Raw genomic sequence first — 15547 nt, 5'->3', positions numbered from 1 at the left:
GGTATCCCGGAAGACCTGGTGGTGGAAGCTGCACATGCGTCGCAGACGTGTGAACGCAGAACTCCTTAGTATTTGATTGCGGCTCATCCACATTCGCGAAGCATGCGAAAGGTTTCATTCCGCGAGGTATTGATGCAATGTCGATTCGGAACGCCAACCACAGGGCGATCCATTAACGGACAACCGTTTCGCGTGAGCCTAAAACCACCCCTTTACCGTCGCCACTCGCCAGAGGACAAACATGACGAGGCCTACCGACGCGGCGGTCAACAGAATGAAGTCAATCGAGCGCACCAGCTTTTTCATATCGACGTTGGAGCGGACGCGCGACGTCCGCATGAGAACCGGAAGTTAGGCGTGTGGAAGTACCGAAACGCGCTCGTATGGAATGTCGAACGCTCACCAGCACTTCAGTGATGCGAGAAAAGCGCGTTATCTGAGGGCGTTGCGAAGGAAAGGCGATGTCCGGATTGCGAATTCACTACCGGCCCTGAACCGTAGTCGTTATTCGCGTGTGCCTGCCGCGGGCTGCTCTCGTCCGGATAGTGCACTTTCGACTGATGGAGCGTGCCGTTCTGTTCCGCCTGTATGACGCTCGCTTCCACCTCGGAGCGAGTGAGGGGCTGCGCCGACGAGAGCGCTGGAATGGCGATTGTGGTTGCAAGGATCGCATGAGTGATAAGTACTTTCATAAGTTGGCTCCTTGATGAATAGGCAAATTTCGATGGATCGAATGGACCACGCTAACTGCATTGAAAGCGAGTCGATCTTCGCGCTGAGATGGACCGCGAACAGATAGCGATCGACGGGGTGCCCGGTATTCAGCGCGTGGATATGAAGGTACGCCCTGCAACCTTAAAAGCCGCTTATCCCGTCTCCGAAAAATGCGCGGCGTTCGCCAGCCATGTTCCGACCGTTTATCGATAAAAAGGCGATCTGGCAGTCTCTTTGACGAACCGGGTTCGCCTGACTCGCCAGGCACTGCGGACTGACCCGCCGCAATCGCGAATATCCGCACTGCGCCGCCAAACCGGGCCATCATGGCGAGCATTCAGCCGATGTTTTTCGAGCGGACGGAGGCTGCGTTTGTTGCAAGCGCTTCAGTACCGCACGCTCCGACGCGCCTCGCCGAGCTCGTGCAAAGCATCAAACCGCCCATCGTCAACTGCATCTATGTTCGGCAGGCCGAGCCGCTCGGACTCGGTCACGCGGTGTTGTGCGCGCAAAAGCTGATCGGCGACGACCCAGACGACGAGACGGCCACGCCGGGCACCACGCATTAGCGCCCGGCATTGGACCACCGAACGGTCTGATCAAATCAGGGTCGGTAAATCCGTGCGCTATCGAACACACGCCGGCGCGTCGAATGTCCATGATTTACCGGTAAACGTCATTCCCCTAAGCCGTTTCGAAGTGGCCAGCCGGACTGACTTCGATGGGTGTCAGCATGGCTTGTGCGTAACGCGCTATATTTGAAATCTCACTGCGCGATGCGGCAACGCTCGTACTCGCCCGACAGGTGGCGATCTCGAGCTTCTTCTGCACGGCGACGCCCTACTTGTCGCGCGTGTATGCGCCGCGAAAGCTTCATCTATCGTTGTGAGCGTTGGTGATTTTCAATCCCCGAGATTAACCGGGCTCGTGTTGGACCGATGCAGACAGGCCTGGCTCGGGTCTTCCTCTTAACCACGACTTCACAGGACGGCAATATGTCACTTCGTATCAATGACACCGCGCCCAACTTCACCGCGCGGACCACGCAGGGCACCATCGATTTCCACGACTGGATCGGCGACCAATGGGCGGTCCTGTTCTCTCATCCGAAAGACTTCACGCCAGTTTGCACGACTGAACTGGGCTACATGGCGAAGATCGAGCCGGAGTTCACCAGGCGCAACGCGAAGCTGATCGGGTTGTCGGTCGATCCGGTCGAAGACCACGAAAAATGGGCCGCGGACATCGAGGAAACGCAGGGCGCCGCCGTCAAATACCCGATGATCGGCGACACCGACCTCGCGATCGCCAAGCTGTACAACATGCTGCCGGCCGACGCGGGCGATACCAGCGAGGGCCGCACCGCCGCGACCAACGCGACCGTGCGCTCGGTCTTCATCATCGGTCCCGACAAGAAGATCAAGCTGACGCTGACCTACCCGATGAGCACCGGCCGCAACTTCGACGAAATCCTGCGCGTGCTCGATTCGATCCAACTGACCGCCAAACACAGGGTCGCGACGCCGGTCAACTGGAAGCAGGGCGAAGATGTGATCATCACGTCCGCGGTCAGTAACGAAGAGGCGCAGCAGATTTTCCCTGGTTTCAAGACCATCAAACCGTATCTGCGCACCACCAAGCAACCGGGCTGACAGATGTGCACGGCGGCCGCTTGCGGCCGCCTCGCCGACTTTCCTAAGGGATACAGATGATTTTTCGTCAGCTGTTCGATCCTGCTTCGTCGACCTACACGTACTTACTCGGCGACAGCGGCGAGGCGGTGCTCATCGACCCCGTCTACGAGCAGGTGCCGCGCGATCAGGCGCTGCTGCGCGAGCTGGGCCTATGGCTGCTCACGACGCTCGATACCCATGTGCACGCTGATCACGTAACCGGCGCATGGCGCATGCGTTTGCGTTGCGGCAGCGAGATCGGGCTTGCCGGGGTCGTCGAGGCGAAAGGCGTCACGCGACCGCTCGCGCATGGCGATCGGATCGACTTCGGCACGCGTCATCTGACCGTGCGCGCAACGCCTGGCCATACGAACGGCTGCCTGACCTACGTGCTCGACGATCTGAGCATGGCCTTTACCGGTGACAGCCTGCTGATTCGCGGCTGTGGCCGCACCGATTTCCAGCAGGGCAGTCCGCAGCAGTTGTTCGCGTCCGTGCGCGAGCAGATCCTGTCGCTGCCGGACGACTGCCTCCTCTATCCCGCGCACGATTATCGCGGCATCACGGTGACGAGCGTGACCGAGGAGCGGCGCTTCAATCCGCGTCTGGGCGGCGACGTCGACGTCGGCGATTTCGCCGGTTACATGAACAACCTGAATTTGCCGCATCCGAAGCAGATGGCGGTCGCGGTGCCCGCAAACATGCGTTGCGGGCAGCCGGAAGGCGGCGCCGAAGTTGCGACCGAAACGCCGGATTGGGCACCGTTGACGCTGCGCTTTAGCGGCGTGTGGGAAATCGAGCCGATGGCGCTGCTCGAGCATGGCGCCGCGTTTCAGATCGTCGATGTGCGCGAGGCGCCCGAGTTCATCGATCGTTTGGGTCATCTGCCGGGCGCGAAGCTGGTGCCGCTGTCGCAATTGACAGGGCGGCTCGATGAACTGGAGCGCGAGCGGCCGGTGGTCGCGGTGTGCCGGTCCGGCGTGCGCTCGGCGCAGGCAAGCGTGTTGCTGACGAAGGCGGGGTTCGGCAAGGTGGCGAATCTTGCCGGTGGGATGCTGCGGTGGAGGACGGAGGGGTTGCCGGTTGCGTCGGATAGTGTTTGAGGGGGAATTGGCGCTTCGGAACTCCCACAAGCTCAGCCTTGGCCTTGGCGACAGACAGCCTCGACCTTGCCCCAAAGCCGCGCCAGCCTTCGAATAGCCAGCGCTCCGCTGCGCCGGCCGCGTGACCAGCCGGATCCCCCCGCATACGAGCACCAGCGCGACGAGATTCTTCAATTCCATGATGTTCTCGTTCAGACATATCGCGGATAGCACGGTACCGAACACGGGCACCAGGAAATTGAAAACGGTAGCTTTGCCAACCTGGTTATATTTCAGCAGAAGACTCCACAAGGTGAAGGCCACTGCGGACCGCAAAGCGAGATAGGCCAGCAATGCCATCGATGCCAGCGTGAACGCGTGCAACGAACCACCGGTCGCGTAGCCCGCCGCAAGCAGAGCGGCGCCGCCAAACCCGAGTTGATGACCCGTCATGACCATGACGCCCATGCTCTGCGAAATGCGCTTTCCGTAAATCGATGCAGCGGAAAGCACGAATGCGGCAATAACGATAAAGCCTTCGCCGAGCAAGGTGAACGCAAATTCAAACAGACCGCCGCCAATAATTGACGACCATCACGCCGACGAATCCCAGCAGGCATCCAAGTGCCTTGCGTGGCGAGACCTTGTCGTTCCTGTAGATGAAATGGGCAAGCAGCGCACTGAAGAAGGTCGTTGTCGAATTCAGGATCGAACCGCGAACGCCGGTCGTGTAGGCGAGACCGATATAGAAGAAAACGTATTGAATGGCCGTTTGCGTGAAACCCAATAGCATCAGTTGTCCGCTATGGCGCCGATTCAAATCGAAAAGAGGCTTCTTCGAGAGGGTAGCGAGAATCAACAACAACAGTCCCGCGAGCACGAACCGGTAGCCTGCGAAGATCAGCTTTGAAGGAATATCGTTTTGCGTGATTCCGAGCAACGCATAGCCAATTTTAATTGCCGGGTACGAACTGCCCCACAGCAGGCAGCATACGGTCGCCACAATGACGAGCACTTTCGGTTGGGTGAATAACCGCGCGGAATCGCGCGATCCGGTTGTTGCTAAAGGTACGGACATGTTTCTGGTGATGTTGTCTTTGTGCACAGTGTGGGCAGGCCACAGCAGTGCTTTTTTATTGCTGTATCGCTTTTTTGCCTTTCAGCGATACCGCATGAAGGCTTTGCGAAATTGTACGCAAATGGAATTGTAATATCAGGCGGATGCGGCTGCTTCGCGTCTTGCCACGCGTCGCACGGGCACGCCAAATACGGCCGCTGAGACCCATCGGCCATCGAACGAAATGCCACGGGCGACCGGACGTTACGCCGGCTGCTATGTTCGCATCACTGTGTCGGGCGATCTTCCGACCATGCGCTGGCGAGTGGTGCGCACCTTCACACCTGCGGCGCAGGCACCCGTGGGTCCAGTCATTGTGCGCCGACCGCGCGATGCTCGCTCGCGCGGCTTCACCCGGTGCGGACGTCGATTGTCGATCCGCACGCGACTGGTTCGTCGTATAGATGGAACCGATCAGGTTCATCGCCCAGGAGCACATCATGCGCAAGCACATCGTTTCCATGTTCCTCAGTCTGGATGGCGTCGCTCAATCCCCCGGCGCGCCCGAGGAGGATGCCAGTGGTGATTTTCGTTTGGGTGGGTGGATCGTCCCTTACGCCGACGAAGCGGTCGGCGCAAGTGTGCATCATCTGCTCGCGCAGCCGTTCGAGTTGCTGCTAGGGCGTTGCACGTACGACATATTCGCGTCTTATTGGCCATATGTACCGGCCGATTCACGCAACCGCGACATGGCCGACCAGTTCAATCAGGTCCGCAAGCACGTGGCCACGCATCGATCCGATACGCTCGATTGGCACAACAGTCATGCGCTGAACGGAGACCTTGCCGACGCGATACGCGCGCTGAAACTTCAGGACGGTGCCGATCTATTGACGTTTGGCAGCGGCGACATGGTGCGCCAATTGCTGGCGGCGGGCCTCGTGGATGAACTCCAACTCCTGATTTATCCCGTCATGCTCGGGCACGGCAAACGCCTGTTCGGCAACGACGCACAAGCGTCCGCCTTCACGCTGGCACACGCGACGAGCACCCCCGGCGGCGTGCTGATCACGCGCTACGCCCGCAACGGCGAAGTCCGAACCGGAACGTTCGAGTAAGCGCGAAGCTTCCGATCGACGCTTACAAACGAAGGCCTATTTCTTCCTCACGTCCCGCGCTCGCCTGCCACGCGCCACGGTATCGGCGAACAGGTCGATCACGACCTCGCGCAGCCAGCGATTGCCTTCATCCTGATGGACGCGCTCGTGCCACAACAAATGGATCGGCGCGGCGGGCAGCGTCATCGGCAGCGCGCGCAGGCTAAGCGAGAACGGCGTGGCCAACTCCAGAGCGAGGCGCTCGGGCACCGTGGCGATCAGGTCGGTACGTTGCAGGATGTAGCCGACGCTCATAAAGTGCGGCACCGTCAGTCGCACCTGACGCCGCACGCCGCGCCGTTTCAGCCACTCGTCCACTTGACCGTGGCCGGTGCCGGCCGACACCACCACCAGATGCTCGGCTTCGCGCCACGCGGAAAGCGTGAGCGGCGCGTCCTCGAGTGGGTGAGCGCGCCTGAACAGACAGACGTAGCGCTGATCGAACAGACGCCGCTGATAGAAACCACCCTTCAATTGCGGCAACAGACCGATCGCCAGGTCGACTCGGCCGTCGGCCATTTCGTTGCTCAGATTGACGCTCGTATTGCGTACCGTATTCATCGCGATGCCTGGCGCGACGCGCGACAATCGTTCCAGCAACGCGGGCAAAAACACGACTTCGCCGATGTCGGTCATACCGATTGTCATCGTACGGATCTCGCGCAGCGGATCGAAGCCCGTCATCGGATTGAGCGCGGCGTGCAAGGTGGCGAGCGCCTGCGAGACCGGTTCCGCGAGACGCAGCGCGAACGGGGTAGGCACCACGCCGCCCGGCGCGCGCACGAACAGCGGATCACCCAGCAGGCGGCGCAGCTTCGCGAGCGCATTGCTGACGCCCGGCTGGCTCATGTTCATTTGCTCGGCGACGCTCGCCACGCGCCGCTCCTGCATCAGTCGCTGGAACAGCAGCAGCAGGTTGAGATCGAGATCGCTCAGTTCCATGGCTTCGGCATGACCTAAGGTCATTCATTTCAGTGATGAAGTAGATTCATTTCATCTTATTGAGCAATGATCGTCTAGTGCTGAAAATACCAACACGGTATCCGCATGCGACGCGCCGAGCGCGCGTTCCAGAGTGGCCCAAATCGATAAACCCGCATATCGGAGACACAATCATGAACCGGATGGATCTGAGCATCGCGATCGTCGGCGCCGGCATCGGCGGCCTTACGCTGGCGCTCGCACTACGCGAACATGGCATCGATGCGCAACTCTACGAGCAGACCGATGAGTTGCGCGAAGTGGGCGCGGCCGTCGCACTGTCGGCCAACGCGACGCGCTTTTACGAGCGCATGGGGCTACGCTCCGCGTTCGAAAACGTGTGCGCCGAAGTACCCGGGCTCATTTATCGCGATGGCCGCACCGGCAGCGTCATTGGACATCATCGCGGCAAGCCCAGCTATCGCGAGCAGTTCGGTGGCTCGTACTGGGGCGTTCATCGCGCCGATCTGCAGGCGGTGCTGTCGAAGGCAGTTGGTCTCGAGCACATCGAGCTCAGCCATCGCTTGATCGATCTCGCGCAGCATCCCGATCGCGTGAGTCTCGCATTCGACAACGGTCGGCGCATCGATGCCGATCTCGTGATCGGCGCCGACGGCGCACGCTCGATTACGCGACGCTGGATGCTCGGCTACGACGACGTGCTGTATTCCGGTTGCTCGGGCTTTCGTGGCATCGTGCCGGCCGAGCGCATGGACCTGTTGCCCGATCCAGAGACGATCCAGTTCTGGGTCGGGCCCGGCGGCCATCTGCTGCATTATCCGATCGGCGACAAGGGCGATCAGAACTTCCTGCTGGTCGAGCGTCATCCGTCGCCGTGGCCGTCGCGCGACTGGGTCATGCCGTCGACCGAAGGCGAGCAGCTGCGCCTGTTCAAGGACTGGCATCCGGCCGTCGTGCAGATGATCACGGCCGTGCCGATCAGTCAGCGCTGGGGCCTGTTTCACCGTCCGCCGCTTGGCCGCTGGAGCAAGGGCCGCGTGACGCTGATCGGCGATGCCGCGCATGCGCTCGTGCCGCATCACGGCCAGGGCGCCAACCAGTCGATCGAGGATGCCGTGGTGCTGGCCGCGCAACTCGCCAAGGCGGGCCCGGGTAAGTGGCGGGAAGCGCAGGAAGCCTACGAGCGTCTGCGCCGGGGCCGCACGCGCAAAGTGCAGTACGCGTCGATCAGCACCGCGGACGTGTTGCATCTGCCGGACGGCCCCGCCGCGCAGGAACGCAACGCGCGGCTAGGGGCGCGCGACAGCATACTGCAACACCTCGACTGGATTCACGATTTCGATGCGTTCGCGCAAGAGCCGAGCGCGCGGCAAGGGGGCACGTGGCTTTGAGCCTCTCCATGAGGCTTCAATAGGGAGGCGGTGGGCCGCATGCTCATGCCAGGCGCCGCTCTCCAGCCACGACGCGTCACATGCACCCATTGACCGAATCCGTGACGACGGTCGAACCAAGGCGCAAATTGTCTCTCGCCACTGCATATCCGGCCAGATAGCCGGCGGGTCCGATATCCACCTCGTCCCCCATGCCCGCGATAAAGGCCTGTTCCAACGTATGGGGTCTTCAACTCGGGTACTTCGCGAGCTATGTCGTGTTATACGCGGCGGGTTGCTGTACAGCCCGATCGCATTGGATCGAACGTTTGCCGGAACGCCAAGTCGGGCTATGGTGGCGCGTCACTCTGATCACGTTACCTATATTGCCGCTCGTCTACTTTCTTGGCGCATACCTTCCTGAATTGCGCGGTCGTCCGCTGGCAATCGTCTACACGTTCTGGGAGCCATTTGTCGCGTGGGGAACGATATTATTTCTCGCAAGCAATTTCTAGCGACGCTTCGACAGACTCGTTGGCGCGTGGCAGCCGCTGTCGCGACGTGCCTACACGATCTACGTTATTCATCCGCCCGTTCTGGTTGCCGTCGCGTTGGCGTGGAGAAACGTACCCGCAGCTCCTCTGCTGAAGTTCGCGGTCACGGGTAGCGTCGCTTGCGCGTCGTGCTATCTGCTTGCTGGACTTTTGCTTCGATTGCCCAAACTGGCATCGATATTGTGAAAAATGGGTTCGCGTGTGACATCCATACGCTCATGCACGGCATCGAGTGACCGACAACGCGGGACCTACCGGCTCTGCGGCCTCTGATGCGAGCCGTAAATCCTGGAGTTCACGCGTTGCCTGGAAACCCGGCGCGTAGTTCCCGGTGGAGAAATGTCGAATAGCGACAGCATGGAACCGCGTAGATCGGTCGCATTAGCTAGCGCCTGATATCCGGGAAACTGCGCGCCGGCCGCAATTGCACCTATGTCGCTGCGATCGCAGCCCTTTGTGCTTGCGCTGATTCGCGGCTGACGGTCATTTCTACCAGCTGTTAATGGCCGGTAGCGGCTGGCGACACCACGCTTGGGGTCGCCAGCGTGTTGTTGCTCTTGGGAGCGGCGGTGGTGTCAGACGTCGAGCTGCTATTGCTGCTCGGCAGGCCCGAGTTCGGCGCCTTGGCGCCCATGCCGCTGTCCGTGTTGGTGGTGCCTGGCATGCCGTAGCCGCCCGTCGTTGCGCCGTTCATCTGGTTCGACGGACTAGCCGTGCTGCCGGCTGTGCCGGTCGAACCGCTGCCGCTCTGGCCTCCGGCCGCCTGCGCATAAGCGCCGCCCGACAGCGAGAGTGCGGCGACGGCCGCGACTAGTGTGATGGTTGCCTTGCTCATGATCCGCCCCTCCTTGATTGGACTGGAAGATAGACGCAGACAGTTGCCGCCTGCGCTACAGGAATGTCGCAAACAGCGTGCCGCGTGCTTTTGTAGGTAGCGGAGCGATCGGCGGCGCACAGAGTGGCGGTCGTGGGGCGAATCCAGCCATTGGATCTCACGAGATCTGCCGCGAAATAAGCCCGCTCTCCGCCGGAATAAACCCGGCGCCGTTCTCGTTCATTGACCGTTAGGTCCTTTGCGCAGAACAAGGAGCGGTCATGAAGTCTCTACTCGCTATATTCGGCGTCCTTGCATGCGGCGCGGCCGTCGCGACTCTGATGTCATGCGGCGGCGGTGGCGGCGGTGGCAGCGGTGGCTCGAGTTCGAGCAGCGCGAGCCCACCCGTCCAGTCGTCATTCACAGCGACGGCCCTCGTATCCGATGGCGCGGTGCCCGCTGCACACACCGACGCTAATCTGAAAAACCCTTGGGGCGTGGCCTTCAATCCCAAAGGTTTCGTCTGGGTCGCGAACAACGGCACCAACGTCGCGACGCTCTATGACGGCAATGGCGTGCCGCAATCGCTGGTCGTCACGATACCCGACGGCAAGAACGGCTCCGCATCGCCCACGGGCATCGTTTTCAATGGAACACAAAGCTTCCGCGTCACGGAAAACGGCAAGTCTGGAGTCGCTGCGTTCATCTTCACGGGCGAAGGCGGCACCATCACCGCGTGGGCGCCCGCCGTAGGGCCGACCAATGCGTTCGTCATGTACGACGACGGTACGGGCGGCGCCGTCTACAAGGGTCTCGCGCTTGCCGCGATGAACAACGGCAACTTCCTTTACGCGACGGACTTCCATAACAACAAGATCGACGTCTTCGATACCTCGTTCACGAAGGTCGCGATGCCCGGCGCCTTCACGGACCCGACGATTCCAGCCGGCTTCGCGCCGTTCGGCATTCAGGCGATCGGCTCGAATCTGTTCGTCACCTACGCGATGCAAGACGCAGCCAAACACGACGATGTCCCGGGCGCGGGGCTCGGCATGGTCGATGTGTACGACACCGCGGGCAACCTGAAGCAACGCTTCGCGACGGGCGGTCCGTTGAACGCGCCGTGGGGGATTGCGCAAGCGCCCGGTAACTTCGGCTCGATGAGCGGCGCAATTCTGATCGGCAATTTCGGCGATGGCATGATCAATGCGTTCAACGCGTCGAGCGGTCAGTCGATGGGACAGATCAGTGGACCGAACGGCAGTCCGATCGTCGAGCACGGCGTGTGGGGCATCGCGTTCGGCAACGATCTCAGCAATCAGCCTTCCAGCACGCTCTTCTTCGCGGCGGGGCCGAATAACGAAGCCGATGGCGTCTACGGAAGAATCGATCTGAATACGACGTCGAGCTCAGGCACGAACACGGGTACGAACACCGGTACGAACACCGGCACAAGCGCGGGCGGCGGGATGAGCATTGGAATGTAGCGCTAAGCGCGCAATTGAGAAGCGCCGCTCTCGAAGCGAGAGCGGCGGTATTGCTCATGCGAGGCGATGTGCTGGGCAATCGTAGCATTTTGCGGTTCGGTGCAGCACTTGGCCGACGCCCGTCTTATACTCGACCCGCGAGAGCGGGATCGATCTCGTTGTTTGTCAGGCCGAATTCCGCCATGCGAGCACGATGATCTGGCGAGCCCAGATATGAGCGAAGGGCTTTGTTTACCGCCTGGATCAGATCGCTGTTACTTCTATTGAACGAGAATGCCCCGAGCGGAGGCTTCTGCTGCTTGCCCTTCGTTCCCGGTTCGTGCTCGATAGCGTCGAGCATTGAGCCTCCGATCCGGTTCGCAATGATCCGATTCCCCAAGGCCGTGCTCGCATACGCATCGACGGCGCCAGAGAGAACCGCTTCGACAGCGTCGGCCTGATGCTCGAAGACGACTATTTGGTTCTCGCTTACGCCAGACGCTATCGCTGAGTCGTGCTGCACCTGTCCGGCTATGATGCCAAGGCGCGCATCAGCGCGTTTGGCAAGCGAAACGTAGCTGTCGAGCGTTTTCGGGTTTCCAGTCCGAACCAGAAAACCGTCTGCGATCCCCCATACCGGGACGCTGAACGCGACCATATTGGCGCGTTCGCGTGTGACGAACAGCGGAACGTTCATATCCCACCTGCCTGCTTCAACGCCGGGCAGGAGTTCACTAAACGACGTCAGATGATGCTCGATCCGGGTTACGCCGATCGCCCGAAGAACCGCGTCGGCCAGATCGATGTCAGCGCCCGTGGGGGTACCATCTGCTTCCGTCCAACCGAATGGGGGTTCTTCGATGTACGCAATCGTTACCTTCATCGCTGTGTCTCGCCAATTGGGAACGGCCATCAAATGCCGGGCCGAATGTTGACGATTCTACTTACATGCCCGGTTGTCGTTGCGGCGGCTCTCTCTGAAACGAACGCGGTTATGCCTGGATCGGGTGTCGGTCTTATGGACGTTGGTTGGATTGCGCGGCATCGCTACGGAAACGCACCCACGTCTTCCAGTCAATCAATGGTCACAACCCTGTCACGCACTGCCTCAAGCGAACCGGCAGTTGCTCAAGGAAAGATTTTTCGCGCTCGCCACAATATTTGCGCTCCTGAAACGTCTTCAGGCGCATGGAACCGCCAGCCACCTCGCACCCGATGACCGACCGAGACAGCGACATCGCCGCGACCGTGGTGCGTGAGCGCACGAGGCTCGTCAATTTTATCCGGCGTCGAATACGCGACCCGGACGACGCCGAAGACATCCTGCAGGATGTGTTCCACGAATTCGTGCAGGCTTACCGGCTTCCCGCTCCGATCGAACAGGCGAGCGCGTGGCTTTTCCGTGCCGCGCGCAATCGCATCATCGATCGTTTTCGCAAGAAGAAGGAGCAGCCGCTGACCGATCTGTCTGAGGCCGAGGACGACGCCAGCGGTGAGTATCGCCTCGACCTCGCCCTGCCGGCGCACGATGCAGGCCCCGAAGCGCTTTACGCTCGCGCTGTATTGCTCAAAGCCTTGCAGGATGCGCTCGATGAGCTGCCGCCGAATCAACGTGAGGTATTTATCGCGCACGAACTGGAGGGGCGGTCCTTCAAAGACATGGTGGCGGAAAGCGGCGTCGCGCTCAATACGCTGCTCGCGCGCAAACGCTACGCGGTCTTGCATCTGCGCGCCCGACTGCAGGCCATTTATGACGAACTGGATATATAGAGGAGTCGAGGGATGAAGTTTCGAATCAGATGTGTGGGCAAAGCGCTGCTGGTGGTGGTCGCCATAGGCGTGCTCGGGTGGGTGGTCATGACGCTATGGAATTGGGTGATTCCGGCGCTATTCGTTGGCGCCCGTGCGATCGACTTCGCGCATGCGTTGGGCCTGCTGGTTTTGAGCCGCATCCTGTTTGGCGGATTCCGCGGACACGGCGGCTGGCGCGAACGGCGTCACTGGCGCAAATGGGAAGCGATGACGCCCGAAGAACGGGAGCATTTCCAGACGGCATGGCGATCGGACCGCGCCCGGCGGGGGGGAGATTGACCATGCGCGGGACATCAACGGGCGACTGCAAACAGAAGCCGGGCGTGATTGCGCCAGTCGTCGACCTGAAACGTTGCGAAGGCAAGGGCGATTGCCTGGAGGTCTGCCCTGAGAATGTGTTTGAGATCCGGCGCATCGATGAGATCGATTATCTCAGCCTCGATTTGATGCACCGCCTCAAGCTACGCGTGCACGGAATGAAAGTCGCCTACACACCGAACGCGCACGCCTGCCGGTCGTGCGGTCTTTGTGTGACGGCGTGCCCTGAAGGCGCGATCAAGCTCGCCAGAACGGCATAGCGTCACGCGTTTTAAGAAAAGCGCAGGCCGCCTGGCGCAGTGGTCAGTATTATCGATCTCCTCAAGGAGCGCACATGGCTTCATCAACCACGGATCTTCTGCGACAGCTTCACGAACAGAGCCAGACAGAAGTGATAGCCCGCGCACAGGCGCAATTTCAGGGATCGAGCGAGGAGTTTCTGACTCTCGCGGAGGAATACGAAACGCTCGTACCTCGACTCCGTGGACGGTTTCTCGAAACGCTCGGGCTATCGAGCGAAGATTTCGAATCCTCGCAAGGCACTCCTCTATCGTTAGCCGTGTCAGCGGAAACGGGACGGTTCTTACGCAACATGGTGCTTTCGCACAGACCAGCTCGAATCCTCGAGCTCGGCAGTTCCTGCGGTGTGTCCACGCTGTATTTCGCCGAGGCCCTTCGCACGTTAGGCAGTGGGACGGTTGTCGCGACTGAACTCGATGCTGTTAAGTGCGCACAACTTCGGGCCCACGTCAGAACGGCGGGCGTAGACGCTTATGTTGACCTGCGGGAGGGCGATGTCTTCCAGACCGTTTCCGAACTGGACGGCACTTTCGACATGGTGTTTATCGACGTCTGGGCCAACACCTATCTGAATCTGTTCAAGCAGATTGAGCGCCTGCTACGCCCGGGATCTATCGTTCTCGCCGACAACATGTACACCGCCGAGGACGCCGTTCGGCCATACAAGCACTACCTCGACGGCGATCCGCGCTTTTCGACCACGACGCTGGACTTTGAATCAGGGGTCGAATTTACAGTCGTCGTGTCATAGGCTGACGAAGAGTGGACGCCGTCCAGAATCCGGTTCATGTGCCAATCAATCTGGAAGGTTCGGCGATGCGATGTCTTGTCGACCATCCGGGGCGGATGCGCTAAATGTCATAGCAACTCCTCGTTAAGTCCGGACAGCACGATGGCGGAATGGCCTGCGCTGCGCCTGTGGACAGACAGGCGTTGGCGGGGTGTTGTTTAGTTACGGAACCGTATTCAGTCCATATCCCAACAGGTTGCCCTTTGGTGAGGTCATTGACGCACTTTTGCTAACGCCTGGCGAGCTATCCGAGGTCGTTTCCCGCATCCCCGTGGCGGCTTGGCGTCAACGGCCGGAGGGGACGGGCTTCGCGCTCGTGGAGCATGCGTGCCATCTGCGCGATCTTGACGTTGTTTTCGCAGAGAGAATCAGGGCGGTTCGAACGGAACATCTTCCAATAATCGGTTCGGTAGATGGCACGGCGCTTGCCGACGAACGGAACTATATCGGTCAAGACCTGAAAGATGCCGTTGAAGCGTTCCGGCGTTCGAGGGGGCACTTTTGCAAGTCGCTAAGAAGGTTGCGAGCGGAGCAGCTTATGCGTTGCGGGCTCCGCGATGGTGTGCGGCGCATGACTCTCGAAGAACTCGTGCGTGAGTTACTTGACCACGATCGGACTCATTTGCTTGAACTCGAAGAACTTGATGACGAACTGAAGAAAACCGAAACACGTCCAAAGAGAGGACGACCGATATGAAGAACGACCCGCCCGTCATTTTCATTCACGGCCTCATCGGAACCTTGGACGTATGGCAATACGAACCCAAGCACGCCTCCCCCGATTTGCTCGGCTATGGAGAGCATCGGTCCGTCCCGTTCGAGCAGATTTCCTTACCCGCGCAGGTCGAGCATATCCGCGGGTTCGTTGACGCACGCTTCGGAGCAAGACGTACTCGATAGGCGGATCGATCGCGATGCTGTTTGCACACGCATATCCAGGATACGTCCGCCGGATTGTCAATGTTGAAGCCAACTTCACGTTGGACGATGCGTTCTGGTCTGCTTCGGTGGGCCGTATGACGCCGGACGAAGCTGACACCATGCTCGACGGCTTCCGCACAGAACCGCTGGCCTGGTTGAGCAGCGCGGTCGCCTTTCAGATATTGATGCTCGCGACCGTTCTGAACTTCATCGGTCTGATCGTGAACGGCGTCGTTATTCTTGCGGCAAGCCAATTTGGCGTGCGATGGACAGGTCGACGCCACCGATCGCGAATTCCTCGATACATGCTTGGATCAGTGTTCGCCGGATTGGCATTCCGGCTCGCCGTCGCGAGTCGGGACTGAACAAGGGCACGAAGGGACGCGCTTCAAGGCGGGCCTGGCCTACGGCGTTCCAAGCGACTTCGAAATGAACTTCGGCAGGTACCTGCCTACGCCAGGACAGGCGGGCGACGACGGCACGGAGCCGCCGCTCAACGGCGCGCTAAAGCGCTGAGCCTCTGCGAGCAAGTCGTGCTGCCCGCCGACCTACGCATTCCCACGCAGGGCCCCGGGGC

General features: G+C 60.4%; 15 protein-coding genes and 4 pseudogenes. 14 read left to right on the top strand and 5 right to left on the bottom strand.

Annotated elements, in window-relative coordinates:
• Positions 1-410: 410 nt before the first annotated feature.
• Positions 411-692, bottom strand: a complete 282-nt coding sequence (locus tag OKW41_RS02815; protein ID WP_429571505.1) for a DUF4148 domain-containing protein — start codon at positions 690-692, stop codon at positions 411-413.
• An 88-nt stretch (positions 693-780) separates the two neighbouring features.
• Here OKW41_RS02815 and OKW41_RS02810 point away from each other — a divergent pair, with 88 nt between their 5' ends.
• The 4 genes and pseudogenes from OKW41_RS02810 (at position 781) to OKW41_RS02795 (ending at position 3490) form a co-directional block, all read left to right on the top strand.
• Complete coding sequence (locus OKW41_RS02810; protein WP_429444505.1) at positions 781-927, top strand: hypothetical protein; 147 nt, start codon at positions 781-783, stop codon at positions 925-927.
• Positions 928-1124: 197 nt separating this feature from the next.
• Positions 1125-1247, top strand: a pseudogene (locus tag OKW41_RS02805) (UTP--glucose-1-phosphate uridylyltransferase); the annotation flags it as partial.
• A gap of 462 nt (positions 1248-1709) precedes the next feature.
• Positions 1710-2366: a peroxiredoxin gene (locus OKW41_RS02800; RefSeq protein WP_429571504.1), complete on the top strand. Its 657-nt coding sequence runs from the start codon at positions 1710-1712 to the stop codon at positions 2364-2366.
• Positions 2367-2422: 56 nt separating this feature from the next.
• The gene (locus OKW41_RS02795) at positions 2423-3490 is read left to right on the top strand and encodes a rhodanese-like domain-containing protein (RefSeq protein WP_429444501.1); all 1068 of its coding nucleotides are present in this window, start codon (positions 2423-2425) and stop codon (positions 3488-3490) included.
• A 60-nt stretch (positions 3491-3550) separates the two neighbouring features.
• On the opposite strand, the pseudogene OKW41_RS02790 reads toward OKW41_RS02795, so the two are convergent.
• Positions 3551-4547: pseudogene (locus tag OKW41_RS02790) on the bottom strand (DMT family transporter); the annotation flags it as partial.
• On the opposite strand from OKW41_RS02790, the gene OKW41_RS02785 reads away from it, so the two are divergent.
• Together OKW41_RS02785 and OKW41_RS02780 are read left to right on the top strand one after the other, a co-directional pair.
• The gene (locus tag OKW41_RS02785) at positions 4474-4680 is read left to right on the top strand and encodes a hypothetical protein (RefSeq protein WP_429571503.1); all 207 of its coding nucleotides are present in this window, start codon (positions 4474-4476) and stop codon (positions 4678-4680) included. The pseudogene OKW41_RS02790 and the gene OKW41_RS02785 sit on opposite strands and share 74 nt — an antisense overlap.
• Positions 4681-5026: 346 nt before the next feature.
• Positions 5027-5644 carry a dihydrofolate reductase family protein gene (locus OKW41_RS02780; protein ID WP_429571502.1) on the top strand — a complete coding sequence of 206 codons (618 nt, stop codon included), beginning with the start codon at positions 5027-5029 and terminating at the stop codon, positions 5642-5644.
• A gap of 36 nt (positions 5645-5680) precedes the next feature.
• Here the strand turns inward: OKW41_RS02780 and OKW41_RS02775 are convergent, their stop codons facing one another.
• Positions 5681-6625 carry a LysR family transcriptional regulator gene (locus OKW41_RS02775; RefSeq protein WP_429573334.1) on the bottom strand — a complete coding sequence of 315 codons (945 nt, stop codon included), beginning with the start codon at positions 6623-6625 and terminating at the stop codon, positions 5681-5683.
• A 173-nt stretch (positions 6626-6798) separates the two neighbouring features.
• Here OKW41_RS02775 and OKW41_RS02770 point away from each other — a divergent pair, with 173 nt between their 5' ends.
• The gene (locus OKW41_RS02770; protein ID WP_429571501.1) at positions 6799-8016 is read left to right on the top strand and encodes an FAD-dependent monooxygenase; all 1218 of its coding nucleotides are present in this window, start codon (positions 6799-6801) and stop codon (positions 8014-8016) included.
• Positions 8017-9048: 1032 nt separating this feature from the next.
• On the opposite strand, the gene OKW41_RS02765 is transcribed toward OKW41_RS02770, so the two are convergent.
• Entirely contained in the window at positions 9049-9384 is a 336-nt protein-coding gene (locus OKW41_RS02765; protein ID WP_429571500.1) for a hypothetical protein, read from the bottom strand.
• A 260-nt stretch (positions 9385-9644) separates the two neighbouring features.
• On the opposite strand from OKW41_RS02765, the gene OKW41_RS02760 reads away from it, so the two are divergent.
• Positions 9645-10850 (top strand): TIGR03118 family protein, encoded by a 1206-nt coding sequence (locus OKW41_RS02760; RefSeq protein ID WP_429571499.1) that lies wholly within the window; start codon positions 9645-9647, stop codon positions 10848-10850.
• Between the two features lie 124 nt (positions 10851-10974).
• Here the strand turns inward: OKW41_RS02760 and OKW41_RS02755 are convergent, their stop codons facing one another.
• The gene (locus OKW41_RS02755) at positions 10975-11712 is read right to left on the bottom strand and encodes a transporter substrate-binding domain-containing protein (RefSeq protein ID WP_429571498.1); all 738 of its coding nucleotides are present in this window, start codon (positions 11710-11712) and stop codon (positions 10975-10977) included.
• A gap of 305 nt (positions 11713-12017) precedes the next feature.
• Between OKW41_RS02755 and OKW41_RS02750 the strand changes: the two genes are divergently transcribed.
• The 6 genes and pseudogenes from OKW41_RS02750 to OKW41_RS02725 all read left to right on the top strand — a co-directional run bounded on the left by OKW41_RS02750 (position 12018) and on the right by OKW41_RS02725 (position 15335).
• Positions 12018-12599 carry an RNA polymerase sigma factor gene (locus tag OKW41_RS02750; protein ID WP_429571497.1) on the top strand — a complete coding sequence of 194 codons (582 nt, stop codon included), beginning with the start codon at positions 12018-12020 and terminating at the stop codon, positions 12597-12599.
• Positions 12600-12611: 12 nt separating this feature from the next.
• Positions 12612-12920: a hypothetical protein gene (locus tag OKW41_RS02745; RefSeq protein WP_429571496.1), complete on the top strand. Its 309-nt coding sequence runs from the start codon at positions 12612-12614 to the stop codon at positions 12918-12920.
• Positions 12921-12922: 2 nt separating this feature from the next.
• On the top strand, positions 12923-13219 hold the full coding sequence (locus OKW41_RS02740; RefSeq protein ID WP_429571495.1) for a 4Fe-4S dicluster domain-containing protein: 297 nt from the start codon (positions 12923-12925) through the stop codon (positions 13217-13219).
• Positions 13220-13293: 74 nt separating this feature from the next.
• The gene (locus OKW41_RS02735) at positions 13294-14010 is read left to right on the top strand and encodes an O-methyltransferase (protein WP_429291819.1); all 717 of its coding nucleotides are present in this window, start codon (positions 13294-13296) and stop codon (positions 14008-14010) included.
• A gap of 145 nt (positions 14011-14155) precedes the next feature.
• Positions 14156-14746 (top strand): annotated as a pseudogene (locus tag OKW41_RS02730) (DinB family protein); the annotation flags it as partial.
• Positions 14743-15335, top strand: a pseudogene (locus OKW41_RS02725) (alpha/beta fold hydrolase). The pseudogenes OKW41_RS02730 and OKW41_RS02725, both read left to right, overlap by 4 nt.
• Positions 15336-15547: the final 212 nt, after the last annotated feature.

Source organism: Paraburkholderia sp. UCT70, from assembly GCF_050434085.1.
Taxonomy (GTDB): domain Bacteria; phylum Pseudomonadota; class Gammaproteobacteria; order Burkholderiales; family Burkholderiaceae; genus Paraburkholderia; species Paraburkholderia tuberum.
Note: the sequence above shows the minus strand (reverse complement) of the source record. Positions and strands in the feature narration are given on the sequence as shown.

Coding starts and splice junctions, on each gene's coding strand:
- OKW41_RS02750 (WP_429571497.1), top strand. CDS start 12,018: ATGGAACCGCCAGCCACCTCGCACCCGATGACCGACCGAGACAGCGAC.
- OKW41_RS02785 (WP_429571503.1), top strand. CDS start 4,474: ATGACGAGCACTTTCGGTTGGGTGAATAACCGCGCGGAATCGCGCGAT.
- OKW41_RS02815 (WP_429571505.1), bottom strand. CDS start 692: ATGAAAGTACTTATCACTCATGCGATCCTTGCAACCACAATCGCCATT.
- OKW41_RS02800 (WP_429571504.1), top strand. CDS start 1,710: ATGTCACTTCGTATCAATGACACCGCGCCCAACTTCACCGCGCGGACC.
- OKW41_RS02775 (WP_429573334.1), bottom strand. CDS start 6,625: ATGGAACTGAGCGATCTCGATCTCAACCTGCTGCTGCTGTTCCAGCGA.
- OKW41_RS02795 (WP_429444501.1), top strand. CDS start 2,423: ATGATTTTTCGTCAGCTGTTCGATCCTGCTTCGTCGACCTACACGTAC.
- OKW41_RS02770 (WP_429571501.1), top strand. CDS start 6,799: ATGAACCGGATGGATCTGAGCATCGCGATCGTCGGCGCCGGCATCGGC.
- OKW41_RS02765 (WP_429571500.1), bottom strand. CDS start 9,384: ATGAGCAAGGCAACCATCACACTAGTCGCGGCCGTCGCCGCACTCTCG.
- OKW41_RS02740 (WP_429571495.1), top strand. CDS start 12,923: ATGCGCGGGACATCAACGGGCGACTGCAAACAGAAGCCGGGCGTGATT.
- OKW41_RS02745 (WP_429571496.1), top strand. CDS start 12,612: ATGAAGTTTCGAATCAGATGTGTGGGCAAAGCGCTGCTGGTGGTGGTC.
- OKW41_RS02755 (WP_429571498.1), bottom strand. CDS start 11,712: ATGAAGGTAACGATTGCGTACATCGAAGAACCCCCATTCGGTTGGACG.
- OKW41_RS02760 (WP_429571499.1), top strand. CDS start 9,645: ATGAAGTCTCTACTCGCTATATTCGGCGTCCTTGCATGCGGCGCGGCC.
- OKW41_RS02735 (WP_429291819.1), top strand. CDS start 13,294: ATGGCTTCATCAACCACGGATCTTCTGCGACAGCTTCACGAACAGAGC.
- OKW41_RS02780 (WP_429571502.1), top strand. CDS start 5,027: ATGCGCAAGCACATCGTTTCCATGTTCCTCAGTCTGGATGGCGTCGCT.
- OKW41_RS02810 (WP_429444505.1), top strand. CDS start 781: ATGGACCGCGAACAGATAGCGATCGACGGGGTGCCCGGTATTCAGCGC.